Consider the following 25658-nt stretch of genomic DNA (forward strand, 5'->3'; position numbering starts at 1 on the left):
TGGGGCGCGTGAGCCTTCCGACCACCTACGCGCAGGCCAGCAAGCGGCTGCTGCGCAACACTCTGCTCGACGGTCTGCGGGACCTGCTGATCCAGCGGGACTGGTCAAAGGTGACGATGTCCGACGTCGCCCGGCATGCGGGAGTCAGCCGGCAGACGGTCTACAACGAGTTCGGTTCCCGCAACGGACTGGCGCAGGCCTATGCGCTGCGGCTGGTGGACGAGTTCACGGCCGAGATCGCCGTCGGCGTCGACTCCTCGCCGGGCGATCTGGACCAGGCCCTCACCGACGGGTTCGTCGGATTCTTCACCGGCGCCGCCGCCGACCCGATGATCGCCTCCCTCCTGGGCGGCGAGGGCAACAGTGATCTGCATCGACTCGTCACCACCGATGCGGCGCCGCTGATCGCCGCCGCCAAGGAGCGGCTCACCGAGATCGTCACGACCTCGTGGATCGACCTGTCCGAGGAGACGGCCGGCCCGATCGCCGGGGCGATCGCCCGGATGGCCCTCAGTTACGTGGCGATGCCGCCGGAGGTGCCGGCTCCCGAAGTGGCCGCGAATCTGACGGCACTCTTCGCCCCGGCGATCCGGGAAGCGGCTGCGGACTGACCTCGGACCGGGGGCGGGCGGTTCAGCTGTCGGCCGGGGCCAGGACGATGTCGAAGTCGGCCCGCGCCCAGGTGTGGTCGCCGAGGTCGCGCCCGTCCGGCGTCGGGGTGCCGGGGCTCTGCTCGACGAAATCTTTGACCAGGGACTTCTTCACGCCGAAGACGGTGTCGGAGGCGAGCAACTCGTCGCCCGAAACGAAGATGTGGGTCACGAGGGTGCGCAGCTCGGGCGCGGACACCATGAAGTGCAGGTGCGACGCCCGCATCGGTGAGCGGCCGGTCGCGGCGAGCATGCGCCCGACGGGCCCGTCGTGGGGGATGGGGTAGGGCGTGGGGGTCAGACACCAGAAGCGGTACCCGCCGTCCTCATCGCTGTAGAGGTGCGCGCGGCCGCAGACCCGGTCGTCGTCGTACTGAACGTCGTAGAAGCCGTCGTCGTCGGCCTCCCAGACCTCGATCCGGGCGTTCGGCACGGGCCGCCCGTCGGTGTCGCGCACGGTGCCTTCGACCCAGCAGGGCTGTCCGGCGGCGCCGCCGGCCACGTCGCCGCCGAGCTCGATGCGCGGCGCATCGTCGACGAAGAACGGGCCGAACACCGTGGCCTCGGTCGCGTCCTCGTACGCCTCGTTGTTCACGTTGATCGTCTGCATGGACAACCCCAGGACGTCCGAGAGGAGGATGAACTCCTGCCGGCGGTCATCGGTGATGTGTCCCACCTCGGTGAGGAACTCGATCGCCGTGTTCCACTCGGCCTCGGTCAGCCGGGTGCTCCGGACGAACGCGTGCAGGTGGGCGACCAGTTCCTGCATCAGGAACTTCAGCCGCGGGTCCTCGCAGTCGGCGAAGGACTGCTGAACGATACGGATCAGCCGTTCTTCGATCGCGGTCTGCTGCTCGGAGACGGCGGTGCTCGCGGTGCTGTCGGTGGGGTGGTTCATGGTGACTCGCTTGGCTGGGCCGGTGGGCTGACCGGCGTGCTGATCGATGGGTGGTCGGGCTGGGAATCAGGCGTGAGGGATCACGTGCGGGAGTTCGGTTCGGATCCGGACCATGCGGATCGGAGGAGCGCGCGCACATCGTCGTAGGTGACCGGCCGCGGATTTCCGTACGACTTGCTGGTCGCCTCTTCGGCGATCCGGTCGATGTCGGACTCCGCCATCCCGAGCTCGGCGAGCGAGCGCGGTGCGCCCATCTCGCCGGCCAGCTCCCAGAGCCGGTGCGCGGGATCCCCGCTGCCCGGGAGCGCGCGGTCGAGCGCGGCCGCCGCCGCCGGAGCCGCCTCGAGGTTGAAGGCGAGGACGTACGGCAGAACCACGGTGTGCGTGGGCGCGTGCGGAAGGTTCAGGGAACCACCGAGCGCGTGGCACAGCTTGTGGTGCAGCGACATGGTCGTGGCGCCGAGGGTGGCCCCGCACAGCCATGCGCCGTAGAGCGCGGAACTGCGGGCCCCGGTGCTGCCCGGGTCGGCGACGATCTGCGGCAGAGCCTCCGCGAGGGCACGGACGCCCTCCTCGGCCATGAGCGAGATGATCGGCGAGGCGTCGGGGGCGTAGAGCGCTTCGACGGCATGCGCCATCGCATTGATGCCGCTGGTCACCGACATCGCGACCGGAAGGGTCAGCGTGAGGTCGGGGTCGTAGACCACGCTGGCCGGCAGCACTCGCTGATCCCGGCCGGTCTCCTTGCGCCCGTCGGTGGTCAAACCCCACACGGGCGTCATCTCCGAGCCCGCATAGGTTGTGGGCACCGCGACGACGGGCAGGCCGTGCTGCAGGGCGATCGCCTTGCCGAGGCCGATGGCCGAGCCGCCGCCGACGGTGACGCAGGCGTCGGCGCCCAGCTCGGCGGCGCGGTCGGATGCCGCTGCGGCGACCTCGGCGGGGACGTGCATGACGGCGTCCGCGGCGACGCCGACGGACCGCTCACCCAGGACTTCCGCGACCGACTCGCCGGTGGCCCGCTGTTCCAGCGAACACAGCACGAGCACTCGCCGGAAGGAGAGCTGGTCGAGTTCGTCGGGCAGGGCCGCCAGTGCGCCGGCCCCGAACCGGACGCGCATGGGAAGGGCTTGATACAGAAAGTCAAGGTGCATGGAGAGCTCCTGGGAGGTGTCGCGACTTCCACACCGTCAGAATTAACTATCGTCAGGTAGACATCATGTCCACAAGGTAGCATGAGAGACAATGGTGCGTATAGAAAACTGCACGAGTCGACGAGGTTCATCGGCGCCGGCACGCGGTGCGATCTGCATTGCACGGCCGGCTGAAGAAGGAGCGCAGAGTTGAACGGGGTTCCACGATGAGTGCGATCCAGCTGCTGGTGAAGGCGAGTCAGCTGGTCGACGAGGTCAGCCGGGTCGGGCCGTCGACGCCGGCACAGCTGGCGAAGATCGTCGGCGAACCGCGGCCCACGATCTATCGAACCCTCGACGCGCTCGAGCAGATCGACGTCGTCCGCGCCGACGCGGCCGGCGCGCTGGAACTGGGCACCGCCGTACTCCGGTGGGGAGACTCGGCCGTGGCGGCGCACGTCGACCGCGCCGAGCTGCGCCGTCAGCTCAAGCGGGTCCGCGACCTGCTCGGGCTGAACGCGTATCTGTTCGTTCCGTCGGCGGGCGGGGCCCTGTGCATCGGGCATGTCGACGGTTCCGTCGTCGACATGCTGGATCTGGCTCCGGGCAAGGTGGTCCCCTGGCACGCGGGCGCCGCCGGCCGTGTTCTGTTGGCCGGTGACGACGGCCGGGCCGCCGAGCCGGCCAGTGCCTCGTCGCCCGCCACGTCCACGATGACGGCGGAGCTGAATCGGCGCGTCGAGGCCGCGCGAAAGCGGGGCTGGGCGAGCGACGACGGCGAGGTGACCGAGGGGATCGCGTCGCTCGCGGTGCCGGTCCGGGGCCTCGACGGCGCCGTCCTGGGTGCCCTGGCCGTGGCAGGCCTGAGTGACAGCGTCATCGCGCGGGAAGCCGGAGCCGTCGAGGTGCTGTCCGGTGCTGCAGAGGGCCTGTCGGGGGCGATGCGCCGCAGCCGGACGGAGCCGGTCGGCGAGCTGGTCGACGCCGCGCCCGAGACGGGCCGAGGCCCCGCGCTGATCCTGAAGACGGGTGCACTGATGGACGCCCTGAGCGACGAGGTGGTCGCCACCTCGGCCCGGCTCACCGAGCTGCTCGGCGAACCGGCGAGTTCGGTGTACCGGCTGCTCGCCACGTTGATCGAAGTGGGTTGGGTGGAACAGGTCGAACGGCGCGGCGCCTATCGCATCGGCGCCAAGATCCTCGGCCTCAGCGAACTCCTGACACGGCGGCTCGACATCCGGCGCGCAGTGCTGCCGGTGATGACCCGCATCCACGAGGAGCTGGGGGAGACGACGTTCATGTGCGTCCGGAACGGTACGCGGGCGGTGTGCATAGAACGTCTCGACGGCATCCGGGTGAACAGTCGCGTGCTGCGGCTGGGCCGGTCGCTGCCGCTGCACGTGGGGGCCGCTCCCCGCGCGATGCTCGCGATGGAGCCGCGGAAGGTGTGGGAGGAGTATGCGGCCACCGCCGCGCACGAGGAGTCCTCGCGTGACATCGCCTGGCGCGCGCAGTTGTTCGCCGAACTGGAAGAGATCCGGTCGCGGGGCGTCGCGGTGAGCGACAACACCGTGACGCCCGGGATCGCGGCGATCGGCGCGCCGATCCTCGATCATCGCGGTGAGGTGGTGGCGTCGCTGTCGGTCAGCGGACTGCGTGAGGGGATTCTCCGGGAGAGGGCGGACGGGAGATCGGTGGAATCGCTGGTGCGGACCGGTGCCGCAGAGCTGAGCGGGTATCTGGGATGGGCCGCGGAGGCGCCGCAGAGCATCCCGGTCGGCGAGTAACCGGAGAAACAGCTTGACCTGTCAAAGGTGCGGAGTAGTATTCCGTACGAAGTGTCCGCTCTGTGAGAGTCGGAGTCTGACCACTGCCATAGAGGAGCTCCCGTGTCCGAACCGATCGTCGTAGGCCTGCTCGGCATCACACATCCCCACGCCTCCGCCCGTGTGCGGGCGCTGTGGGAGATCGACGGCGTCTCCGTCGTGGCGGCGGCCGACGACGACTCGCGCCTGAAGTACTTCACCGACAAGTACGGACTCGAGGCGCGCACCATCGACGGAGTGCTCGGTGATCCCGAGATCACCGCGATCATGGTGCACTCGAAGAGCAAGGACATGGTGGCCCACGCCGAGCGGGCGATCGCCGCCGGCAAGTCGGTGGTGGTCGAGAAGCCTGGCGGCGGCGACGTCGCCGACCTCAAGCGGCTGCGTGAGCTGGAGGTCGAGGCGAACGCCAAGGGGCTGGTGGTGCAGGTCGGCTACAACGTCCGGCTGGCCGAGTCGATCGAGCAAGCCGCACGCCTCATCGACGACGGGGTGATCGGTGACGTCGTCACCGTGTCTGCGCGCGGCGCTGCCCTGGTCGGCGAGCACCTCACCCAGCATCTGAACCAGCCGGCCGACATGGGCGGTGTGCTGTGGATCCTCGGCTGCCACATGCTCGACTCGCTCGTCCGGGTCTTCGGTGCGCCGGAGTCGGTCAACGCACGCGTGCACAAGTCGCCGAAGCTCTCCGGCGCCGACAGCCGTGAGGACTCGGCCGCGGTGCTGCTCAACTACCCGGACATGTCGATGACGTTCAGCTTCGACGGGCACGACAACCGCGAGTGGTTCGAGAGCTCGGGGATCACCGTCTACGGCACCGCGGGTCAGCTCGAAGTGGGCGTCCTGCCCCAGCGTCTGCGCGTGTACGTCGACGCCGACCGGAACGGCTACCGCGCCGGGTGGACCGAGTGGACCCAGAGCTACTTCACTCCGCCGTTCGCCCGCACCGAGGACAACAAGTTCTCCGAGTTGCCTGAACTGGAGAACCTCAGCAACTTCCATCCGGAGATGCGCGGCTGGGTCGAGAGCATGCGCAACGGCAGCCCGGTGGTCTCGCCGGTCTCCGATGCGCTGACCGTCGCGCGCATCGTCGACGCCTGCTACCGGTCGGAGCAGGCCCGTGGCGCCGAAGTCGGCATCGAGTCCGACTGACCCCCGCGAGAACACGTACATCTGCTCGGGACGAGTCGCGTGACCCGCACCGACCAGGCTCGATAGAAAGAGAAACCATGCCAGACAACGGAATCGAACTGTTCGCCACCTGCTGGACGAGTGCCGGCGACGTGGCACCGCTGATGGCCAGTGAAGTGAGCCCGGTGCCCGTCGACGACCGCATCGCGGCCGTCGCGAGTACCGGATGGGCGGGGATGGGCTTCGTGCAGGACGATCTGAAGCTGCTCCGGGAGCAGATCGGATTCGATGCGCTGCGAACCAAGATCGCCGACGCCGGACTGAAGTACACCGAGGTGGAGATTCTCGGCGACTGGTGGGAGACCGGCCCGCGCCGGGAGGCGTCGGACGCGATGCGCGAGTTGCTGTTCGACGCGGCCGTCGCCCTGGACGCCGCGCACATCAAGATCGGCACGGCGTTCGGGGACTCGCTCGACTCGATCGATCCGCTCGTGGCGCCCCTGCGTGATCTCGCCGACGCCGCCGCCGACCGCGGGGTGCGGGTCGCCATCGAGGCGATGCCGTTCTCGATGGTCAGCACCATTCCGATGGCCGCCGACCTGGTTCACGCAGTCGACCGGCCCAACTGCGGTGTGCTGGTCGACAGCTGGCACGTCTTCCGTGCGGGAACGCCGCTCGCCGACCTGCGCGAATCGCTGAGTCGGGAGATCATCTTCGGCGTCGAACTCGACGATGCCGCCGCCGAGGTGTCGGGGACGATGTTCGAGGACACCCGCGACCGGCGACTGCCGTGCGGGGAGGGGGCGTTCGACCTGGTCGGACTGATCCAGACCCTGCACGGCCTCGGCTGGACCGGCCCCTGGGGCGTGGAGCTCATCTCGAACGAACACCGCGCCAAGGACGTCGTCACCGCGCTGCGGGATGCGCACGATTCCGCGCTCGCGGTGATCAGCGAGGCGCTGTCGTAGCGCGACGAATACCTCGGCCGTTTGTCTGTACAAATGGCCGACATCGAGAGAGAATAGACCGATAGTCCGGTCATTCTGGCGGGATGTTCCGCCGGGAGTGCCGGCGTCACAGCGGCCGCCCCGGCCCGACTCACTGAAGGAGAGACCATGACCATTGTCGTTGCGGTAGCGGACAGCCCCGAAGGCAAGGCAGCGCTCAACGCTGCGGTGACCGAGGCGGAGCGGTTCGACTCCGACGTCGTCGCCGTCAACCTCGGCCTGCGCGCCCTCGACGTCGACGGGGTGTCCGACAAGGTCGCGATCCGGGTGGTCGAGCGCAGCGAACGTGACGATCGCGATCCGGCGGAACTGGTGCTCGGGGAGATCGCCAGCTCCGGCGCCAGTCGTCTGGTCGTCGGTTTCAAGAAGCGGTCGGCGGTCGGGAAGGCCCTCCTCGGCAGCGTCAGCCAGCGACTCATCCTCGACGCGCCGGTCCCGGTGCTCGGGGTGAAGGCGCCCGAGTAGGAGCACACGTCACCCGCGGCAGTGGGTGCATCGAAGGCCCGCGACCTCCCGCTACGGCGGTTGGACGCGGGCCTTCGGGGGTCTTCCGGGTCAGAGACTGCGCTCGGCATCCAGCAGCACCTTGGCGGCCACCTCGAGGCCCTCGATCGGGCCGAACGCGGTGTCCTCGTGCTCGATGTTGCACGCCATGTCCGGGTCCACCCGATACAGGGCGCGCAGGAACTCGGCCCAGAACTCGGTGTCGTGCCCCTGGCCGAGGGCGACGAAGTCCCACGCGGAGTCCTTCGGCCACTCGTTGACCCACTCGTCGCCGCCGAGGTTCACCCGGTTCTCGTCCGGGCCGAGCCGGCGGAACCGCTCGTCGAGGACGCCGTAGATCTTCGCGTTGTCGTTGATCCGGACGTCCTTGGCGGCGGCGTGGAAGACGCGGTCGCCGAGGTAGTCGATGGCGGCGATCGGATCGATCCACTGCCAGAACAGGTGGCTCGGGTCCATCTCGGCGCCGACGTGGTCGGTCCCGACTTGCTCGATCAGGCGCAGCAGCGTGGGCGGATTGAAGACCAGGTTCTGCGGGTGCATCTCGATGGCGACCTTGACGTCGTTCTCCTCGGCCAGCTGCGCGATCTCCTTCCAGAACTCGACGGCCACGTCCCACTGGTAGTCGAGGACGTCCAGGGCGCCGGAGCTCCAGGCGTTGACGACCCAGTTGGGGCGCGTCGCACCCGGTTCGGCGCCGGGCAGCCCGGACATGGTGACCACGCGCTTCTGGCCGAGGGCGCCCGCGGCGCGGATGGCCCGGCGCAGGTCGTTTGCCTGCTGGTCGCCGATGACCGGATTCGGGTGCAGCGGATTTCCGTTGACGTTGAGGCCGGCCAGCCGGACGCCCTTCTCCTCGAAGACGCCGAGGTAGTCCTGCGCGGCGGTCGTGGAGGTCACGATGTCGTCGATCTGCGGGATGTGCACCGGCGGGAGGAAACCGCCGGCGTTGATCTCGGCGCCGTTGAGGCCCAGGCCGGCGATCACGTCGAGGGCCTCGGGGAGGGAACGGTCGTGGAGGATGGCGGTGTAAACGCCGAGGGTGTGCTTCATGGTGAGTTCCTTGTGGTGGTTGAGGGCTTGCGGTGGATGATCAGGGGACGGGTACTTCGGCTCCGCCGGCGAGTGCGGACCGGGTCACCGCGTCGAGCAGCCGCATGTTGTGCAGACCTTCGGCGAAGTCCGCGTTCGGCGGGAGGCCATCGCTCGCCGGCACGCCGGCCACCTCGTCGAGGAAGGCCCGGGCTTGGAAGACGAAGCCGTCGTTCTGCCCGACGCCCACTCCCGGGGCATCCATGGCGAGTCCGCCGCGCCAGTACGGGTGCTCCGGGCCGAGCACGATCGTGCGGGTGCCGCCCAGATCGGCGTCGCCGTCGCCGACCACGTTGACGTGGACCTGGCCGGGATTGCGGAAGTCGAAGGAGGCCGAGCCCTTGGTGCAGAACACTTCGAACTTGAGCGTGTTCGGGTGGCCCGGCGCCACGCGCGAGACCTGGAGGGACCCGGTCCCGCCGTCGGCGTAGTCGACGAAGAAGCCGGCGACGTCGTCGTTCTCGACCGGCTCGCGCTCGTCGGAGACGGCGCCGCCCTCGTGCCCGACCACCTGGCCGAGCGGCTTGGGGCGGGTGGGGTACGCGGTGTGCAGGGTGCCTCCCCGGACAGCGCGGACGCGGCCGCCGAAGAGCTCGCCGATGTAGCTCAGATGGCTGCCCACGTCCGCCAGTGCGCCGGTTCCCGGGCCGCCCTTGAATCGCCAGCTGATCGGCCCGTCCGGATTGCAGGCGTAGTCGGTCCAGTACTCGCCGTCGAAGTTCACGAACTCGCCCAGGCGTCCGCTGCGCACCAGATCGCCGAGGAAGGCGATACCGGGGGAGCGCAGGAAGGTCAGTCCGATGCGGGCGACGAGGCCGCGCTCGGCGGCGGCATCGGCGGCGGCGACCATGGCCTGCGCGTCGTCGAGGCTCGCCGCGAGGGGCTTTTCGCAGAGGACGTGCTTGCCGGCGGCCAGCAGCGCTTCGACGATCTCGCGGTGCAGGTGGTTGGCGACCACGACGCTGACCACGTCGATGTCGTCGGCGTCGACGATCGCCTGCCACGAGGTGTCGTGCCGCTCGAAGCCGAAGCGGCGGGCCGCGTCTGCGGCGAGGGGTTCGTAGGCGTCGGCGATCGAGACCAGCCGGACCGGCGGGAGGCCGGGGCCATAGGTCGCGGTGGCCTGCCGATAGGCGGCGGCGTGGGCCTTGCCGGCCATGCCGCCGCCGATCACGGCGACGCCGATGCTGTCCTTGCTCATGACTCTCCAGGGTGGGGCTAAGATGTGTTGGACCGCTCCAATTGAGCGTGACACCGATTGTGACCCGGCATACTATGTCCTGTCAATAGATCTAGATTTCCCGGCGGAAGGGAAGGTGAACGTGGCGGCGAAACGTCCGACGATCTACGACGTCGCGAAGGCCGCCGACGTCTCGAAGTCGCTGGTGTCCCTGGTGCTGCAGGATTCGCCGAAGGTGGGCGAGGAGTCCCGGCGGGCGGTGCGGGCGGCGATCGCCGAGCTCGGCTACCGGCCCTCGCGGGCGGCGGCGAATCTCGCGGCGGGGCGGACTCGCTCGGTCGGGGTGCTCATCGACGACTACACCAACCTCTGGTTCGTGGACATGGTGCGGGGGCTGCACGCCACGCTCGGCCGGGGCGGGTATCGGCTCAGCGTCGTGGACGTCGCGACCGACGACCAAGCCGAGGACCCCGTCGAATCGTTCCTCGCCATGCGGGTCGACGGGATGGTGGTCGGCATGGACCCGCCGCACGCGCTGGCGGGAGACGGTCTGCCGCCGATCGTGGTGGTGGGAACGCGGGATCTGCCGGAGGCACCGGTGCCCGCCTTCGACTCGGTGGCCAACGACGATGCCGAGGGCGGCCGGCTGGTCGCCCGCCACCTGGTGGGGCTCGGGCACCGGAGGCTGGGGCACCTCTCGGTGGGGTCCGGCGCCGCCCGGGTCCGGCGCTCCGCGTTCGAAGCGGAGGCGACGGCACTGGGCGCGCACGTGCACTCCACCGGATGGGACGGGGCGGCGAGCGACGAAGCAGGCTATGAGGGGGCGAAACGACTGCTGGCCGACCATCGCGAGATCACCGGCTTGTTCGCGGCCAACGACGTGCTGGCCGTCGGTGCGCTGGCGGCGGCACGTGACCTGGGGCTGGTAGTGCCCGGCGACCTGTCGGTGGTCGGTTACGACGACACCTCGCTCGCCGCCGCCCGGCTGGTGAGCCTGACCACAGTCGACGACCTCAGCTTCGAGGTGGGAGAGCGGGCCGGCGCACTGCTGCTCGACCGGATGCGCGGGAGTGCGACCGAACCCTCGAGCGTGGTGCTGCCGCCGGCCCTGACGGTGCGCGGCACCACCGCGCCTCCGCGCTGACTCGCCCGTCCGGCCCGCCGGATAGCGGCCGTATGGCGGGAACAAGGGGAGAGAATCTCCCTCTGCTCCGCTGAGCAGGCTTGTGTCCGGCGGGCCGAGTGCGGTGAAAGCCGGTTTCGCCGACATCGCACCGAGGGATCGGTTTGTGGTCAGCGGCGGGTGGCATGCCGGCCGGCGTCGGCGGGCATGCGGAGTGCGCCCGCGAGCGGAAGCAGCATGATCGCCCCGGCGACGACGAAGGCGAGCCGGTAGGGCAGGGAGGCGTCATCGTGCGCGCCGTCTTCGCCGATCGCGACGACGCTGATCCGGACGGCGAGCGCGGCGACGGCCATGCCGAGTGCGGTGCCGACCTGTTGCAGCGTCGAGCTGAGGGTGTTCGCATCGGACAGCTGGTCGGGTGGGACGTCGGCGAACTGCACCGTGTTGTAGGCGCTGAAGCCGATGGACCGGAAGGCCCCACCGAGAACCAGCAGTACGACGATCAGCCAGACCGGCGTGGCGGCGGTGACGACGACGAACACCGTCAGCAGCAGTGCTCCGGCGATGTTCGACCAGATCAGCGTCGTGCGGAAGCCGAGCCGCCGGATGATCGGCGTCGTGAGCGGTTTGATCCCGAGATTGCCGGCGAAGACAGCGGTGATCACCGCGCCGGCCGCGGCGGCGCTCCACCCGAATCCGGCCTGGAACAGCAGGGCGAACAAGAACGGTGCCGCGGTGATCATCATCCGGTACACGCTGCCGCTCACATTGCCGACCCGGAAGGTGACGATGCGCAGCACGTCGATGTCGAACAGCGGGTGGGTGCGGCGCCGGAGCATGATCATCGCGCCGCCCGCGAGGGTGAACGCGGCCGCCAGTAGCACGGCGACCAGCCAGGGGGCTCCGGTCGCCGCGACCTCCATCGCGCCGGTGAGACAAGTGATCGACCCGGCGACCAGCACGAAGCCGGGCCAGTCGAGGCGCTTGGCCGGGGGCGGTTCGCTGCGCGGCACCAGCCACAGCCCGGCCGCCGCCAGCGCGATGCCGATCGGCACGTTGATCAGGAAGATCCATTCCCACCCGAGGGCGTCGGTGATCACGCCGCCGAGGAACGGTGCGGCAACCGGGGCTATCAGCGCCGGCCAGGTGAGATACGCCATCGCCGCGAGCAGGTGCGTCGGCTTCAGGTCGCGCAGGACGGCGAGACGCCCGATTGGCACCATCAGCGCGCCGGCGATGCCCTGGAACGCGCGGAAGATGCACAGCCATAACAGGTCCGGCGCGAACGCGCAGGCGACCGAGGCGACGGTGAAGCCGGCGATCGCCCACAGGAAGGTGCGGCGGGTGCCGAACCGGTCGGCCAGCCAGCCCGTCACCGGGACGAAGATCGCGACGGCCAGCAAGTACGTCACCATCGTCGTGTTGACCGATTCCGGGGCGACGCCGAGGTCGTGGCCGATCGCGGGAGCGGCCGTCGCCAGGATGGTGCCGTCCAGGTTCTCCATGAACAGCGCGCCCGCCGCGAGCAGCGCGAGCGGGCGTGAGAACCCGTCCTTCGGCGTCACAGGACGCTAGCGCGGCTGGAGGCCGGCGGTGCGGTACACCTCGTCGATCATGGTCATGTTCGCCACGGCGTCGTCGAGGCCGGCCGGGAGCGGCGCCCCGCCGCGCAGCGCGGCGGCGAAGGCGTCGAGCTGGTAGGTGTACGTCGAGCGCGCCGGAACCTGTTCCACCGTCTCGGTGCCGTCGGCGCGCGTCAGGGTCAGCAGGTCCGAGCGGTGCGGTCCGAGGAAGTCGTGGACGTGGAGGGTGCCTTCGTCGCCGGTGTAGGTGACGGTGAAGTCGTACTCCTCGCCCTCCATCGAGACGTGCGCGCGGGCGACGGTGCCGTCGGTGTACGACAGCGCGAAGTCGGCCGAGGTGTCGACCTGTCCGCCGCGGGTCTCGCACGAGGCGCTGGTGAGGCCGGGTGTCCCGGCGCCGAGCCGTTCGCCCACGGTGCGGCACACGTGCAGCGCGTAGCAGCCCAGGTCCATCATCGCTCCGCCGGCCAGCTCGTACGACCAGCGCGGATCGGTGTCCGGTGGGGTCGGCATGCTCATGTGCACCCGGATCTCCCGGACGCGGCCGACGGCGCCGCCGCGCAGCAGCTCGATCGAACGCAGGAAGCCGGGGTGGAAGTAGTAGTGGAAGCCCTCCAGCATCGGCACGCCTGCGGCCTGGATGTCGGCGGCGACTTCCCGGGCCTCGTCGGCGTTGCGGGCGAACGGCTTCTCGCTGAGGATCGCCTTTCCGGCGGCCGCGATCTTCCGGTTCCACTCACCGTGCAGCGAGTTGGCCAGTGGGTTGTAGACCACCTCCACCTCGGGGTCGTCGATCACGGACTGGTACGAGTCGAGGACACGTTCGATCCCGTGTTCGGCGGCGTACTGCTCGGCGCGGCTGCGGTCGCGGGCGGCGACGGCGACGACGCGGTGCCCCAGCGCGGCGGCCGGGCCGATCACGGATTCGGGTGCGATGCGCGAGGCGCCCAAGAGGCCGATCCGCAGGGGTGGCGAGCCGGCGGGCGGAGTGGTGGGGACGGATGCGGACTGCTCGGTGGTCATGAGTCTCTCGTCGGAGGAGGAGGAGGTGGTCGGGGCGACGTGCGAACGTGCGGTCGAGACGGGGTGGAGGCTGCGGTCAGCCGTAGCACCCCATCACCTGCTGGTCCCAGTCGATGACGGAGCCGGTGACCACGCCGCTACGCGAGGACAGCAGGAAGACGACGAGGTCGGCGATCTCCGAGGGTTGGTTGAGGCGTCCCATCGGGAGCCGTGCGGACGCTTGTTCGGCCCAGTCGTCGTCGGCATCGTGGAAGCGCCGCTGAATCTGCGCTTCGCCTTCGGTCTCGGTCCAGCCGATGGCGAGACCGTTGATCCGGATTCGGTCGAAGCGGTGCGCGTGCGCCGCGTTCTTGGTGAGTCCCGCGAGCCCGGCTTTCGCGGCGACGTAGGGCGCCAGGAACGGCTGCCCGCCGTGTGCGTCGAGGCTGATGATGTTGACGATGCTGCCGCCCTCGCCCTGCTCGATCATCTGCTTCACCGCTGCCTGCATGGTGAAGAAGGGGCCGCGCAGGTTGACGGCGATGTGCTGATCGAACAACTCGGGGGTGGTGTCCAGGAGGGTGCCGCGCGTGGTGAGACCGGCCGCGTTGCACAGCCCGTCGAGGCGCCCGAGACGGGCGGCGGCCTGCTCGACCGAGGCGATCGCCGACGCGGGGTCGGCGACATCGGCGGTGATGAAGAGGGCCTCGGTGCCGCCCGCGAGCAGTTCGTCGCGCAGGGCCTCACCGAGTTCGGGACGCCGACCGGTGAAGGCCACGGCGGCACCCGCCGCAGCCGCTGCGCGAACGACGGCGGCACCCACTCCCTGGGTGCCGCCGCTGACGAGCACGGATCGTCCGGCCAAAGATTGTTCGTTCATATGTACTTTCTAGCCTATGTGCGCTCCGTGCGCGCGCGATCGTCAGGCGCGGTGGCGTGCGTCGAGCGCGTCGAGGGCGGCCGCGAAGGCCTCGGCATCGAATCCGGAGTCGAGGGCGCGGCGGGTCAGCTCGGCCTGGGTCTCGCCGTGCATGCCGTCCAGCGGCTGATCGAGGTCCAGGTTCGACGGGAACGCGTAGCCCTCGGCGCTCGCCGCGATCACGTTCTCGGCGGCACGACGGTCACTGGCCCAGAGGTCGATCAGCGACGGGTAGACGGCGCGCAGCAGGGCCGAGCGGTCGACGGACTCCATCGCGCGGCCGAACGCCGAGCTGACCTGAAGCAGGTTCGCCATGCGTGCGATGTCGCTGGACACGTTGCTGCCGGCGGCGTGGAACAGCGCCGGGTTGAAGAACACCGCGTCGCCCGCGTTCAGCGGCAACTGCACGTAGTTCGTCTCGAAGTACTCGCGGAACTCGGGGAGGTTGAAGGCGAGGTAGCCGAGTTCGTAGCGCTGCGAGTAGGGCAGGTACTTGGTGGGGCCGGACTCGATCGGCATGTCGACGTGGGCCACGGCGCCTTGCAGAGTCAGCGCGGGGGAGACGCGGTGCACGTTCATCGGGAACGTCGCCGCGGTCTCCGGGGACATGAATCCGAGGTGGTAGTCGCGGTGCGGCTGCTGGGCGACGCCGCCGGGATTGACGACGTTGATGGCTGAGGTCACCTGGTACATCGGGCCGAGCCAGGACTCGCTGATCAGCGCGAGGACGTCGTTCGCGTAGTAGCGGGCGAACAGGGCGGGATCGCGATCGGCGAGCTTGCCGAGGGCGTTCCAGATCCGGTCGTTGACGCCGTTGGCCGCGAAGTGATCGCCGCCGGCCGCACCGGCGGCGCGCTGGTCGGCGACCATCTCGGTGAAGGCGCCCGTGCTCTCGTCGAGCGCCGACTCGGGGCCGAAGGCCCCGGTGAAGACGACGATTCCGGGGCCGGTGAGCAGGGCCTGGGCGAGCTCGTCCTGCAGGGCGATGCGCTGCTGCGGATCGGCCGCGATCTGGCGGACCCGCGCGGAGTCGTAGAAGAGGACGCCGCGTTCGGTGCCTGTGGCGTGCGGGTACTCGGCGAGGTCGGTGGCCGATTCCAGTGTTGCGACGAAGTCGGCGAGGCGGCAGTCGGCCGGGCTGATCCGGCGGGCGGACGGGGTGGCGACGGTGGGAGCGGAGGCGATGGTCATGCATCGATGGTGACCTCTGGCCGACTGTGATCCAAGACCTGAAATCCCTCAAGAATCCCTCAGCGCGGGCGCACAATGGTCGGCATGGCTCATCGCTTCCCCGTCCGGGAGATCGCGCGGCAGGCCGGCGTCAGCGAAGCGACCGTCGATCGCGTCCTGCACGGCCGGCCCGGGGTGCGCCCGGGCACGGTTCTGCAGGTGGAGCAGGCGATCGCCGAACTCGACGTTCAGCGCGGCCAGCTGCGGTTGTCCGGCCGCCAGTTCATGATCGACGTCGTCATGGAGACACCGCAGCGGTTCTCCACCCTGACCCGCCGTGCGCTGGAAGCCGAACTGCCGGGACTGCGGCCCGCGGTCTTCCGGGCGCGCTACCGCGTGGCCGAGCGGTGGCGGCTGCCCGAGCTGATCGCCGAGCTCGACCGCATCGCGCGGCGGGGCAGCCACGGGGTGCTGCTCAAGGCGCCGGATGTGCCGGAGATCGCCGACGCGATCGGTCGCCTGGCCCGGGCCGGAGTCCCGGTGATCACTCTGGTGACCGATGTGCCCACCAGCCTGCGGCTGGCCTACGTCGGTATGGACAATCGCGCCGCCGGCGCCACCGCGGCCTATCTGCTCAACCGCTTCCTCGGCGCTGATCGGGCACCGGTGCTCGTGATCACCAGCGGCGACGACTTTCGCGGCGAGTCCGAGCGGGAAATCGGTTTCCGGCAGGCCCTCACCGGCCTCGACCCCGAGCGGAAGGTGATCGCGGTGACCTCCGACGGTCTCGACGCGACCTCCCGGCTGCGGGTGGCGCGAGTGCTCGACGGGTGTGCCAGAACAGCCGTCTACTCCATCGGCGGCGGGAACCGCGGGATCGCCGAAGCCTTCGCTGCGGCCGGCTGCGACTGCGCCGCCTTCGTCGCCCACGACCTCACCCCGGACAACGTCGAGCTGTTGCGGGACGGGGTGATCACCGTCGTGCTGCACCACGAACTGCGCGCCGACCTGCGTTCAGCCGCGCGGGCGCTGATGGGATTTCACGGTGCACTGCCCGAGCACCGGCCGCGTCCGGCGGCGGCCACGGTGGTGACGCCGTACAACCTGCCCGGTGAAAGTGTCGGAGGACACTAGACTTAATGATAGATTGTCCTGACATCGCGCAGCGCGGCTTCGCGCCCTCGCGTCCGAACTGGAAGCCGCAGGAGATCTGATGAGTGGAATCCGCCTCGCCGCATGCGCGGAGATGCTCTACCTCGACCTCGATTTCGTCGACCGGGTGCGCCGGATCGACGAGCGAGGACTCTTGGTCGAGATCTGGGACTGGAGCACCAAGGACGTCGACGCGCTCGCGGCGACCGGCGCCGAATTCTCGTCGATGACGGGCTACCTCACCGGTGATCTGACGACGCCGGACGGCATCGCTGAACTGCTGGCGAGCGCCGAGGCGTCGCTGCCGGTCGCCGAGAAGCTGAACTGCCCGCGGCTGAATCTGCACGGGACCGGACTGGGCCCGGAGGGGCTGCCGGTGCGGCCGGTGGAGGTGGTGACGCCCGAGATGTGGCTGACCGCCGCCGACACCTTGGCGAAGGTCGCCGAGCTCGGCGCCACGGCGGGCCGCACATTCGTCCTGGAGAACCTGAACCTGGCCGTCGATCACCCGGGAACGCCCTTCGCTCGCGCCGCGGACACGCTGGCCCTGGTGCGCGCGGTGGATCACCCGAACCTGCGGCTCAACCTGGATCTCTACCACGCGCAGATCGGCGAGGGGAACCTGATCGAACTCGTCACCGAGGCGTTCGCGTACATCGGCGAGATTCAGGTGGCAGACGTGCCGGGACGCCGGGAACCGGGCACCGGGGAGATCAACTACCGGGCGGTGGCGCAGGCATTGCGTGAGTGCGGCTACGACGGCGTCGTCGCCATGGAAGCGTGGGCATCCGGAGACTCCGATGCCGCACTGGACGCATTCGTTTCCGCGTTCAGCGAGTAGTTGCCGGCGACGGCAAAAGGACCGGTTGCGCCCCGCCGGGGCGGCGATCGAAGACAAGACCTTGGAGGTTCAGATGTCCGGTGATGAGCGCGCTCTGGGAGTAGCGGTGATCGGCATGGGATGGATGGGCGCGGTACATGCGCGCGCGTACACCCGGCTGCGGCAGCACTACCCGGACTCGGCGCGGTACCCGCGGCTGATCGCCGTGGCCGACGACGTCCCCGGGCGCGCCGAAGCCGGCGCGCAGCAGTACGGCGCCGGGCGGGCCTACTCCGACTGGCGCGACCTGCTCGCCGATCCCGAGATCGAAGCGGTGTCGGTGACCGTGCCGAACTTCCTGCACGCCGAGATCGGCACGGCCGTCCTCGAAGCGGGCAAGCACCTGTGGATCGAGAAGCCGGTCGGACTCACCGCCGCCGACGCCGCCGCGGTGAACCGTGCCGCGGCCGCCGCGGGCAAGCAGACGGCGGTCGGGTTCAACTACCGGAACGCTCCCGCGGTCGAGCGTGCCCGCGAACTGCTCGCCCAGGGGGCGATCGGGGACGTCACCCACGCGCGATTCCGCCTGTTCAGCGATTACGCGGCACACCCGGACGGAGCCCTCAGCTGGCGCTATTCGCGCGAGCGGGGAGGGAACGGAGTGCTGGGCGATCTGGCCTCGCACGGGGTGGATCTGATGCGATACCTGCTCGGCGAGATCGACGCGCTGGTCGCCGACACCGCGACCTTCATCTCCGAGCGGCCCAGTCCCACCGCGGCTACCAGCGGACATCAACTCGCCACCGGCGGCGAGCTCGGTCCGGTGGAGAACGAAGACTATGTCGGCGCGCTGGTGCGGATGACCTCCGGGGCGCGCTGCGTTCTGGAGTCGAGCCGCGTCTCCGTCGGCGAGCAGAACTCGTACGGATTCGAGATCCACGGGACCGCCGGCGTCATCCGCTGGGACTACCGCCGGATGGGTGAGCTGGAACTGGCCGCCGGCGACGGCTATCAGGATGCGCCGGTGTCCAGCGTGTTCGTCGGGCCGTCGGCGGGGGAGTACGGGCGTTTTCAGCCGGGCTCGGCCAATCCGATGGGCTACGACGATCTGAAGGTGATCGAGGCGCAGCGGTTCCTCGCCTCGATCGAGCAGGACCGGCCGGTCGGCGCGACCATCGCCGACGCGGTGGCGATGGCCGAGACGCTGGACGCGCTCGTCGAGTCGGCGAACAGCGGGCGGTGGGTCCGAGTGGGCCGCTGACCCGTTCTGAAACCAAACGAGCCGTGCGCTTTCGCGGCGGTAACCACAACTGATCTGGAGGACAAGAATATGAAGCGCATCGGAATTCTGGGCTGCGGCCGTATCGGGCAGGTCCACGCCGCCTCGGTGGCGGCCAGCCGCCGGGCCCAGCTGGCAGTGGTGTTCGACCCGTTCGAAGCCGCCGGACGGCCGGTGGGAGAGGCGTACGGCGCCGTATGGACTCCCGACGTCGACGACGTCCTGAACGACGACTCGATCGACGCGGTGATCATCGCCTCGCCGACGCCGACCCACATCGAGCTGATGACCCGGGCCGTCCGCAACGGCAAGGCGGTGCTCTGCGAGAAGCCGATCGATCTCGATCTGGCGCTGGTCGATGCCTGCCGCGATGATCTGGGTGAACTCACCGACCGGGTGATGCTCGGATTCAATCGGCGATTCGATCCGTCGTTCGCCGACGTCCGCGCCCGGGTCTCCTCGGGCGACATCGGTGACTTGGAGCAGTTGACGATCATCAGCCGGGATCCGGCGGCCCCGCCGCGGCAGTACGTCGAGACCTCGGGCGGACTGTTCCGCGACATGATGATCCACGACTTCGACATGGCGCGGTTCTTCCTCGGTGACGTGGCCGAGGTGACCGCGCTCGGCGCGAACCTGATCTCCCCGGAGATCGCCGACGCCGGCGACATCGACGGCGCGGTGGTCAGCCTTCGCGGAGTGAACGGGCAGCTGGCGACGATCACCAACTCCCGTCGCTGCGCGTACGGCTACGACCAGCGCGTCGAGGCGTTCGGCGAACTGGGCATGTTGGAGGCGCGGAACCAGCATCCGACCAGCGTGCGGCTGTCCACCGCGTCGACGACGGAGTCCGCTCCCCCGATCCACCACTTCTTCCTCGATCGCTACACCCCGGCCTACCGAGCGGAGTTCGAGGCCTTCCTGGACTGCCTGGAGACGGGGACCAAGCCGTCACCGGGGTTCGAGGACGGGCGGGCGGCGCTGGCCCTGGCGGATGCGGCGGCGGAGAGCCTTCGTACTGGTCAGACGGTCCGGATCGGCTAGTCGAGCGCACGGGATCAGCGCACCACGCGGACTAGTTCGGACAAATCAAGTCAAAACAACCGTATGTATGGACAAATGCGCTATTCTCAATCGTGTGACGCACCGCACAGACTGTCTGCCGGGGGGCTGCTGGGCGCGAGCGCCACGGACGCACCACCGAACCGGGCAGTGCGGACCGCAGGTCCGACCGGGAGCGTCGCTCGAACGAAAGGACAGGATGATGGTGATTCTCGACAGTAAGGCGGCTCTCCGATGAGTGCACACGGAGTATCGGCGGCGGAAGCTCATCTGCCGCCGCTGACCAAGGGGCCGCACAGTAGACGGATCGGGCTGATCTCGATCGTCGCCTGTCTCGGCGGCCTCCTCTTCGGCTACGACACCGGCGTTTCGTCCGGTGCCGAAGGCCCGATGTCCCGCGAGCTCGGGCTGTCGGACCTGCAGACCGGCGTCGTGATCAGTTCGCTGGTCTTCGCCGCCGCGATCGGTGCCTTCATCGGCGGCAGGCTGTCGGACGCCATCGGCCGCCGGAAGACCATCCTGGTGCTCGCGGTGATGTTCTTCGTCGGCGTGGGTTTCGTGGTCTTCGCCCCGAGTACGCCGGACGCCGGCTTCGCGGTGGTCGTCTTCGGACGCATCGTTTTGGGCCTCGCCGTCGGCGGGGCGTCGACCGTGGTGCCGGTCTACCTGGCTGAGCTCGCTCCGTTCGAGATCCGCGGCTCGATCACCGGCCGCAACGAGATGGCGATCGTCACCGGCCAGTTCCTGGCGTTCAGCGTCAACGCGATGCTGAACGCTTCGCTCGGTCACGTCACCGGGATCTGGCGCGTGATGTTCGCGGTCTGTGCCGTCCCGGCGGTGGCGCTGTTCTTCGGGATGCTGCGCATGCCGGAGTCGCCGCGCTGGCTGGTCGAGAAAGGCCGGGTCGACGAGGCGCTGGCCGTCCTGGACACCATCCGGTCCAAGCAGCGCGCCAAGGCCGAGCTCGAGCAGGTCGTCGGTGTCACGATCGACGAGAAGGAAGAGGAGACCGGCAAGCCCGGAATCCGCCAGGTGTTCGAGAACAAGTGGCTGCGACGCATCGTCCTGGTCGGTATCGGTGTCGCGGTGACGCAGCAGCTGACCGGTATCAACGCGATCATGTACTACGGTCCGCGCGTGCTCGAAGAGTCGGGCTTCGACGAGTCGGCGGCGCTCACCGCCGCCACCGCCTTCGGTCTCGCCGCCGTCATCGGCGGGGTGATCGCGCTGCGGAACATGGACCGGCTCGACCGCCGCACGACGTTCATCATCGGTCTCTCGCTGACGACCCTCTGCCACCTGCTGGTGGGCACCGCGGGCTGGTTGATCCCCGAGGACAACCCGGCCCGCCCGTACGTCATCGCCGTCCTGGTCTTCCTGTTCGTGCTGTCCATGCAGTCGTTCCTGAACATCGCCGTGTGGGTGTGGCTGGCCGAGATCTTCCCGCTGAACATCCGCGGACTGGCCATCGGCATCTCGGTGTTCTTCGGATGGATGGTCAACGGTGTCCTCGCGCTGTACATCCCGACGCTGGTCACCGCGCTCGGTCTGACCACCTTCTTCCTGTTCGCTCTGATCGGCATCATCATGCTGGGCTTCCTCTGGCACGAGGTGCCCGAGACTCGCGGCCGCACACTTGAGAGCCTGGAAGAGAGTCTTCTCGACGGCCAGATCTATCAGGCGCTGCCCCGTCGTCTCCCGTTCGCCGGCCTCTTCTACGACCGGCACATGCACTGATCGCGCCGGCCTTCGACCACTGAACATCTGCAAAGGAGATAGCTATGACCGTCGTAGTCGCAGTGTCCGACAACCGTGAGAGCCGCAACGCCTTCATCGAGGCGATCGCCGAGGCCAGAATGCTCGGCACCGATCTGGTGGCCGTGAACCTCGGCGCCCGGGGCCTGAGCACCGAGGGCGTCGACGTCTCGGGGGTGGAGATCACCGTCGTCGAGCAGGTCGGCGCCAACGGGAAGCCCAAGGGCGACCCCGCCGAGCTCGTGCTGGACGAGATCGTGAAGCGCAACGCCGATCGTCTGGTGATCGGCGTCAAGCGCCGGACGCCGGTCGGGAAGGTGATCCTGGGCAGCGTCAGCCAGCGTCTGCTGCTGATCAGCCCGGTGCCGGTGCTGGCGGTGAAGCTGCCGGAGGACGAAATGCAGTCGACGGCGCTGAGCGAGATGCCCGGCGGCATCCCGCGCGTCACGGGGTAGCACCCGACGATGCCGCAGCCGAGCACCGGCCTGGCCGACGAGCCCGGAGCGGTCGTCTGGAGTCCGCAGTTCCTCGAGTACGCGTGGTCGCCGTACCACCCGATGAACCCGGTCCGCCTGGATCTCACCATGCGGCTCGCGCGTTCTCTCGGACTGCTCGACCGGGTCGACGTGGTGGTTCCGGAGCAGGCGGAGGAAGCTCACCTGCTCCGGGCCCACACGCCGGAGTTCCTCCGCGCGGTGCAGAACGCACAGCCGTCCATGGACGACGAGGCGGCGGCGGACTTCGGGCTCGGCGGGGACGACAACCCGATCTTCGAGAACATGCACGAGGCGGCGGCGATGATCGTCGGCGGAACCCTGCGCGCGGCCCAGGCCATCGCCGCCGGGGATGCCCGCCGGGCGGTGAGCATCGGCGGTGGCATGCACCACGCCATGCGGGAGCATGCGGCCGGCTTCTGCCTGTACAACGACATCGTCGTGTCGATCTCCTGGTTGCTCGAGAACGGCTTCGACCGCATCGCCTACATCGACGTCGACGTGCATCACGGAGACGGCGTCGAGCGCGCGTTTCGCGAGGATCCGCGCGTGCTGACGGTCTCGGTGCACCAGGATCCGGAGACGCTGTGGCCGTGCACCGGGTACTCGTCGGACGTCGGCGCCGGCCGCGGGGTCGGCAGCGTGGTGAACCTCCCGCTTCCCCCGGGAACCGACGATGCCCAGTGGCTCCGCGCCTTCCACGCGGTGGTCCCGCAGGTGGTCACCGCGTTCGAGCCGGACATCATCGTCAGCCAGTGCGGGGTGGACACGCACCTGGAGGACCCGCTGGGCGAGTTCGCGTTGACCGTCGAGGGGCAGCAGGCCGCGTTCCTGGCGATGCGTGCGCTGGCCGACCAGTGCGCACAGGGGCGCTGGCTGGCTGTCGGCGGTGGCGGATACGACCTGATCCGAGTGGTGCCGCGCGCCTGGACGCACCTGCTGGCGGTGGCCCTCGGCGCCACCGTCGACATGGCCACGGAGCTGCCGGAGTCGTGGCGCGCGCACGCCGCAGCTCTGGCCGCGGACGTCGAACTGCCCACCGCGATGGGTGACGGCGGCGACGTTCGCTACACCCCGTGGCGCAGCGTGAACGAAGCAGCGCAGGGGCCCGGCGCCGATGACCGGCTGAGCCGGGTGGACGCGGCGATCGCCGACACGCGCCGTGCGGTGTTCCCGCTGCTCAGCCTGGACCCGGACGGCCCCGATGACTAGCGGTCCGGCCGGGGAGGCGCTTGACGAGCGCCCCAGTTACCCGGAAGACTGGCGGGCCGACGTCCTGGCCGCCGACGGCGGTGTGGTGCACATCCGCCCGATCACGCCCGACGACGCGTTCCGGCTGGTCGCCTTCCACTCGCGGCTGTCCGAGGCGACACGGTTCCTCCGGTACTTCGAGGCTCACCCGAAGCTGTCGGCGGAGGAGGTCTACCGGGCCACGCACGTCGACAATCGCTCGCGCGTCGGACTGCTCGCGATTCTCGGCGACGACATCATCGCCGTCGGCGTCTACGAGGGCGAACCGGACGCGACCACCGCCGAGGTCGCCTTCGTCGTCGACGATGCCCATCAGCGACGGGGACTCGGATCGGTACTGCTGGAGCACCTCGCCGGTGCCGCCGCGGAGAACGGCATCGAGACCTTCGTCGCCTCGGTGCTCGCGGAGAATCCCGGCATGGTGCGGGTCTTCGAGGATGCCGGATACCAGGTCAACGGCACCGACGACGGCTACATCGTGGAGCTCGAGTTCGCGATCGACCCGAGCGAGGCACTGCAGCAGGTGCGCAATGCGCGCGAACGCGCGTCCGAGGCGCGCAGCATCCGGAACCTGCTGTCGCCTCGATCGATCGCGGTGATCGGCGCCTCCCCGACCGCGGGCAAGGTGGGGCACGCGGTGCTGGCCAACCTCCTCCGGAGCGGATTCACCGGCCCCATCTTCCCGGTCAACGCGACGCGCGGCGCGGTGCAGGGCGTCCGCGCCTACCCGACGGTCCGGGAGATCCCGGACACCGTCGACCTCGCGATCGTCGCGGTCCCGGCGGCCGACATCGACGAGGTCCTCGACGATTGCCTGGGCAAGGGCGTCAAGAGCCTGGTGGTGCTGTCGGCCGGCTTCGCCGACTCCGACGCCGACGGATACGCCGCCCAGCGACGACTGGTCCGGGAGGCCCGTGCGCACGGCATGCGGCTGGTCGGGCCCAACGCCCTGGGCGTGGGCAACAACGATCCGGCGGTCGCCATGAACGCGACGCTGGCACCCGAACTGCCCGGGTGGGGCCGAGCGGGATTCTTCTGTCAGTCCGATCCGCTCGGTGCGACGGTGCTGCGCGAAGCGGCCTCCCGGCGGCTGGGTCTGTCGACCTTCGTCTCTGCCGGCAACCGCGCCGACGTCTCCGCGAACGACCTCCTGCAGTACTGGGATTCCGACCCCGACACCGACGTGGTGCTGGCCTATCTGGAGTCCCTCGGCAACCCGCGCAAGTTCATGAACCTCGCGCGGCGGATGGCCCGCGACAAGCCGATCGTGGTGGTGCGGAGCAGCCGGATCGATCAGCCGAACGCGCACGGTGAGGCGCCGGCGATCGACAACACGGTGGCAGCCAACGTGTTCGGCCAGGCCGGAGTGATCGCGGTCGATTCGATCGTGGAGATGTTCGACTGCGCCACGGTGCTGTGCCATCAGCCGCTGCCGGCCGGTCCGCGGATCGCCGTCATCAGCATCAGTGCGCCGCTGGGCTGGCTTGCGGTGGATGCCGCGAGGTCCGCGGGCCTCACGCCGGCGCGCACCGAGATCATCGGTCCCACCGCCGGTCCGGAGGAGTTCGCCGAGGTGCTGGCCGACGTGGTGGCCGATCCGGAGGTCGACGCGGTGGTCGCGCTGGTGGTGCCACCGGTGCCGATACCGATGGAACCCTTCGCCGCGCCGCTGCGGGCGGTGGCCCGGACCTCGGCGAAGCCGATCCTGACCACATTCTCCGGGGAGAACGGCATCCCCGAACTGCTGGCGGTGAACGGTGCGGACGGCATGCCCGAGTTCGGGTCGGTGCCGTCGTTCCCGGATCCGGACCGCGCGGTCCGGGCCTTGGAGCGGGTGTGGCGGTACGCGGTGTGGCGGAGCCGGCCGGTATCGGAGCCGCGGGCACCGGAAGGAATCGACGTCGAACGCGCCCACGGCATCGTCGTGACCGCACTGCAGCGCGGTGAGACCGCCGGCGGCTGGCTCTCGGATCTCGACGCCGCAGAGTTGCTGGCCTGCTTCGGGATTCAGCTGGTGGACTTCCGCGAGACGTTCACCGCGGAGGAAGCGGTGGCCGCCGCCGAGCAGGTCGGCTATCCGGTCGCGCTGAAGGCGACGAGCCACGGCTGGCGCAACCGACCCGACCTGCGCGGGGTGCGCCTCGACCTCGACGGTCCGGGGGAGGTTCGGCGGGCGTATCAGGGCCTGGCCGCCGCCTCGGGTTCACCGCTGGTGCACGTCCAGCGGATGGCGCACAAGGGGATCGGCTGTGTGATCAAAGTGCACGACGATCCGTCTTTCGGTTCGCTGGTGTCGTTCGGGCTGTCCGGGATGATCACCGAACTCCTCGGCGACCGGGCGTTCCGGGCGCTGCCACTCGGCCCGGAAGACGCCCGCCAGTTGATCGCGGCGCCGCGGGCGGCACCGCTCCTGGCGGGGGTCGCGCACACCGAACCGGCCGACGCCGCAGCACTGGCCGATCTCGTCGAGCGGGTCTCGGCCCTGTGCGAGGGGATCCCGGAGATCCGCGAGTTGCGGCTGGAGCCGATCCTCGCCTCGGCGGACGGCGCCGCCGTCCTGGCCGGACACGTCAGGATCGGCACCGCGCCACCGCGTCGTGGCATCGATCCGCGACGGATCAGCTGAGTGT

General features: G+C 69.5%; 22 protein-coding genes. 14 read left to right on the top strand and 8 right to left on the bottom strand.

Annotation, left to right across the window (positions count from 1 at the left end):
- Positions 1-8 precede the first annotated feature (8 nt).
- A complete protein-coding gene (locus ABD732_RS02290; protein WP_344780153.1) occupies positions 9-611 on the top strand; it encodes a TetR/AcrR family transcriptional regulator in 603 nt (200 codons plus the stop codon).
- Between the two features lie 22 nt (positions 612-633).
- On the opposite strand, the gene ABD732_RS02295 is transcribed toward ABD732_RS02290, so the two are convergent.
- Together ABD732_RS02295 and ABD732_RS02300 are read right to left on the bottom strand one after the other, a co-directional pair.
- The gene (locus tag ABD732_RS02295; RefSeq protein ID WP_344780155.1) at positions 634-1548 is read right to left on the bottom strand and encodes a dioxygenase family protein; all 915 of its coding nucleotides are present in this window, start codon (positions 1546-1548) and stop codon (positions 634-636) included.
- Positions 1549-1628: 80 nt separating this feature from the next.
- Positions 1629-2702, bottom strand: coding sequence for a maleylacetate reductase (locus ABD732_RS02300; protein WP_344780157.1), 1074 nt, complete (start codon positions 2700-2702; stop codon positions 1629-1631).
- Positions 2703-2908: 206 nt separating this feature from the next.
- Here ABD732_RS02300 and ABD732_RS02305 point away from each other — a divergent pair, with 206 nt between their 5' ends.
- The 4 genes from ABD732_RS02305 (at position 2909) to ABD732_RS02320 (ending at position 7110) form a co-directional block, all read left to right on the top strand.
- Complete coding sequence (locus tag ABD732_RS02305) at positions 2909-4468, top strand: IclR family transcriptional regulator (protein WP_344780159.1); 1560 nt, start codon at positions 2909-2911, stop codon at positions 4466-4468.
- A 102-nt stretch (positions 4469-4570) separates the two neighbouring features.
- Positions 4571-5659, top strand: coding sequence for a Gfo/Idh/MocA family protein (locus ABD732_RS02310; RefSeq protein WP_344780160.1), 1089 nt, complete (start codon positions 4571-4573; stop codon positions 5657-5659).
- A 77-nt stretch (positions 5660-5736) separates the two neighbouring features.
- The gene (locus ABD732_RS02315; RefSeq protein WP_344780162.1) at positions 5737-6606 is read left to right on the top strand and encodes a sugar phosphate isomerase/epimerase family protein; all 870 of its coding nucleotides are present in this window, start codon (positions 5737-5739) and stop codon (positions 6604-6606) included.
- A 147-nt stretch (positions 6607-6753) separates the two neighbouring features.
- Positions 6754-7110 carry a universal stress protein gene (locus ABD732_RS02320; RefSeq protein ID WP_344780164.1) on the top strand — a complete coding sequence of 119 codons (357 nt, stop codon included), beginning with the start codon at positions 6754-6756 and terminating at the stop codon, positions 7108-7110.
- 90 nt (positions 7111-7200) lie between these two features.
- Here ABD732_RS02320 and ABD732_RS02325 read toward each other — a convergent pair whose 3' ends face one another.
- A complete protein-coding gene (locus tag ABD732_RS02325) occupies positions 7201-8199 on the bottom strand; it encodes a sugar phosphate isomerase/epimerase family protein (RefSeq protein ID WP_344780166.1) in 999 nt (332 codons plus the stop codon).
- Between the two features lie 40 nt (positions 8200-8239).
- Positions 8240-9439, bottom strand: a complete 1200-nt coding sequence (locus ABD732_RS02330; protein ID WP_344780168.1) for a Gfo/Idh/MocA family protein — start codon at positions 9437-9439, stop codon at positions 8240-8242.
- 121 nt (positions 9440-9560) lie between these two features.
- Here ABD732_RS02330 and ABD732_RS02335 point away from each other — a divergent pair, with 121 nt between their 5' ends.
- On the top strand, positions 9561-10562 hold the full coding sequence (locus tag ABD732_RS02335; RefSeq protein ID WP_344780170.1) for a LacI family DNA-binding transcriptional regulator: 1002 nt from the start codon (positions 9561-9563) through the stop codon (positions 10560-10562).
- A gap of 149 nt (positions 10563-10711) precedes the next feature.
- Here ABD732_RS02335 and ABD732_RS02340 read toward each other — a convergent pair whose 3' ends face one another.
- The 4 genes from ABD732_RS02340 to ABD732_RS02355 all read right to left on the bottom strand — a co-directional run bounded on the left by ABD732_RS02340 (position 10712) and on the right by ABD732_RS02355 (position 15236).
- The gene (locus ABD732_RS02340; RefSeq protein WP_344780172.1) at positions 10712-12106 is read right to left on the bottom strand and encodes an MFS transporter; all 1395 of its coding nucleotides are present in this window, start codon (positions 12104-12106) and stop codon (positions 10712-10714) included.
- A gap of 6 nt (positions 12107-12112) precedes the next feature.
- Positions 12113-13147 carry a Gfo/Idh/MocA family protein gene (locus tag ABD732_RS02345; protein ID WP_344780174.1) on the bottom strand — a complete coding sequence of 345 codons (1035 nt, stop codon included), beginning with the start codon at positions 13145-13147 and terminating at the stop codon, positions 12113-12115.
- 76 nt (positions 13148-13223) lie between these two features.
- Positions 13224-14006, bottom strand: coding sequence for an SDR family oxidoreductase (locus ABD732_RS02350; protein WP_344780176.1), 783 nt, complete (start codon positions 14004-14006; stop codon positions 13224-13226).
- A 42-nt stretch (positions 14007-14048) separates the two neighbouring features.
- Positions 14049-15236: a phytanoyl-CoA dioxygenase family protein gene (locus ABD732_RS02355; RefSeq protein WP_344780178.1), complete on the bottom strand. Its 1188-nt coding sequence runs from the start codon at positions 15234-15236 to the stop codon at positions 14049-14051.
- Between the two features lie 84 nt (positions 15237-15320).
- Between ABD732_RS02355 and ABD732_RS02360 the strand changes: the two genes are divergently transcribed.
- The 8 genes from ABD732_RS02360 to ABD732_RS02395 all read left to right on the top strand — a co-directional run bounded on the left by ABD732_RS02360 (position 15321) and on the right by ABD732_RS02395 (position 25654).
- The gene (locus tag ABD732_RS02360) at positions 15321-16349 is read left to right on the top strand and encodes a LacI family DNA-binding transcriptional regulator (RefSeq protein WP_344780180.1); all 1029 of its coding nucleotides are present in this window, start codon (positions 15321-15323) and stop codon (positions 16347-16349) included.
- Positions 16350-16428: 79 nt separating this feature from the next.
- Positions 16429-17208, top strand: a complete 780-nt coding sequence (locus ABD732_RS02365; protein ID WP_344780182.1) for a TIM barrel protein — start codon at positions 16429-16431, stop codon at positions 17206-17208.
- Between the two features lie 73 nt (positions 17209-17281).
- Entirely contained in the window at positions 17282-18448 is a 1167-nt protein-coding gene (locus tag ABD732_RS02370) for a Gfo/Idh/MocA family protein (RefSeq protein ID WP_344780184.1), read from the top strand.
- Between the two features lie 69 nt (positions 18449-18517).
- A complete protein-coding gene (gene iolG / locus ABD732_RS02375) occupies positions 18518-19510 on the top strand; it encodes an inositol 2-dehydrogenase (protein ID WP_344780187.1) in 993 nt (330 codons plus the stop codon).
- Positions 19511-19762: 252 nt separating this feature from the next.
- Positions 19763-21265, top strand: coding sequence for a sugar porter family MFS transporter (locus ABD732_RS02380; RefSeq protein WP_344780189.1), 1503 nt, complete (start codon positions 19763-19765; stop codon positions 21263-21265).
- Positions 21266-21309: 44 nt separating this feature from the next.
- Entirely contained in the window at positions 21310-21738 is a 429-nt protein-coding gene (locus ABD732_RS02385) for a universal stress protein (RefSeq protein WP_344780191.1), read from the top strand.
- A 9-nt stretch (positions 21739-21747) separates the two neighbouring features.
- Positions 21748-22989: an acetoin utilization protein AcuC gene (locus tag ABD732_RS02390; protein WP_344780193.1), complete on the top strand. Its 1242-nt coding sequence runs from the start codon at positions 21748-21750 to the stop codon at positions 22987-22989.
- Positions 22982-25654: a bifunctional acetate--CoA ligase family protein/GNAT family N-acetyltransferase gene (locus ABD732_RS02395; RefSeq protein ID WP_344780195.1), complete on the top strand. Its 2673-nt coding sequence runs from the start codon at positions 22982-22984 to the stop codon at positions 25652-25654. The genes ABD732_RS02390 and ABD732_RS02395 overlap by 8 nt, the downstream gene beginning before the upstream one ends.
- Positions 25655-25658 lie beyond the last annotated feature (4 nt).

Source organism: Gordonia caeni (assembly GCF_039537105.1).
GTDB lineage: Bacteria > Actinomycetota > Actinomycetes > Mycobacteriales > Mycobacteriaceae > Gordonia > Gordonia caeni.

Coding starts and splice junctions, on each gene's coding strand:
- ABD732_RS02295 (WP_344780155.1), bottom strand. CDS start 1,548: ATGAACCACCCCACCGACAGCACCGCGAGCACCGCCGTCTCCGAGCAG.
- ABD732_RS02300 (WP_344780157.1), bottom strand. CDS start 2,702: ATGCACCTTGACTTTCTGTATCAAGCCCTTCCCATGCGCGTCCGGTTC.
- ABD732_RS02305 (WP_344780159.1), top strand. CDS start 2,909: ATGAGTGCGATCCAGCTGCTGGTGAAGGCGAGTCAGCTGGTCGACGAG.
- ABD732_RS02315 (WP_344780162.1), top strand. CDS start 5,737: ATGCCAGACAACGGAATCGAACTGTTCGCCACCTGCTGGACGAGTGCC.
- ABD732_RS02320 (WP_344780164.1), top strand. CDS start 6,754: ATGACCATTGTCGTTGCGGTAGCGGACAGCCCCGAAGGCAAGGCAGCG.
- ABD732_RS02325 (WP_344780166.1), bottom strand. CDS start 8,199: ATGAAGCACACCCTCGGCGTTTACACCGCCATCCTCCACGACCGTTCC.
- ABD732_RS02330 (WP_344780168.1), bottom strand. CDS start 9,439: ATGAGCAAGGACAGCATCGGCGTCGCCGTGATCGGCGGCGGCATGGCC.
- ABD732_RS02345 (WP_344780174.1), bottom strand. CDS start 13,147: ATGACCACCGAGCAGTCCGCATCCGTCCCCACCACTCCGCCCGCCGGC.
- ABD732_RS02350 (WP_344780176.1), bottom strand. CDS start 14,006: ATGAACGAACAATCTTTGGCCGGACGATCCGTGCTCGTCAGCGGCGGC.
- ABD732_RS02355 (WP_344780178.1), bottom strand. CDS start 15,236: ATGACCATCGCCTCCGCTCCCACCGTCGCCACCCCGTCCGCCCGCCGG.
- ABD732_RS02360 (WP_344780180.1), top strand. CDS start 15,321: ATGGCTCATCGCTTCCCCGTCCGGGAGATCGCGCGGCAGGCCGGCGTC.
- ABD732_RS02365 (WP_344780182.1), top strand. CDS start 16,429: ATGAGTGGAATCCGCCTCGCCGCATGCGCGGAGATGCTCTACCTCGAC.
- ABD732_RS02370 (WP_344780184.1), top strand. CDS start 17,282: ATGTCCGGTGATGAGCGCGCTCTGGGAGTAGCGGTGATCGGCATGGGA.
- iolG (WP_344780187.1), top strand. CDS start 18,518: ATGAAGCGCATCGGAATTCTGGGCTGCGGCCGTATCGGGCAGGTCCAC.
- ABD732_RS02380 (WP_344780189.1), top strand. CDS start 19,763: ATGAGTGCACACGGAGTATCGGCGGCGGAAGCTCATCTGCCGCCGCTG.
- ABD732_RS02385 (WP_344780191.1), top strand. CDS start 21,310: ATGACCGTCGTAGTCGCAGTGTCCGACAACCGTGAGAGCCGCAACGCC.
- ABD732_RS02390 (WP_344780193.1), top strand. CDS start 21,748: ATGCCGCAGCCGAGCACCGGCCTGGCCGACGAGCCCGGAGCGGTCGTC.
- ABD732_RS02395 (WP_344780195.1), top strand. CDS start 22,982: ATGACTAGCGGTCCGGCCGGGGAGGCGCTTGACGAGCGCCCCAGTTAC.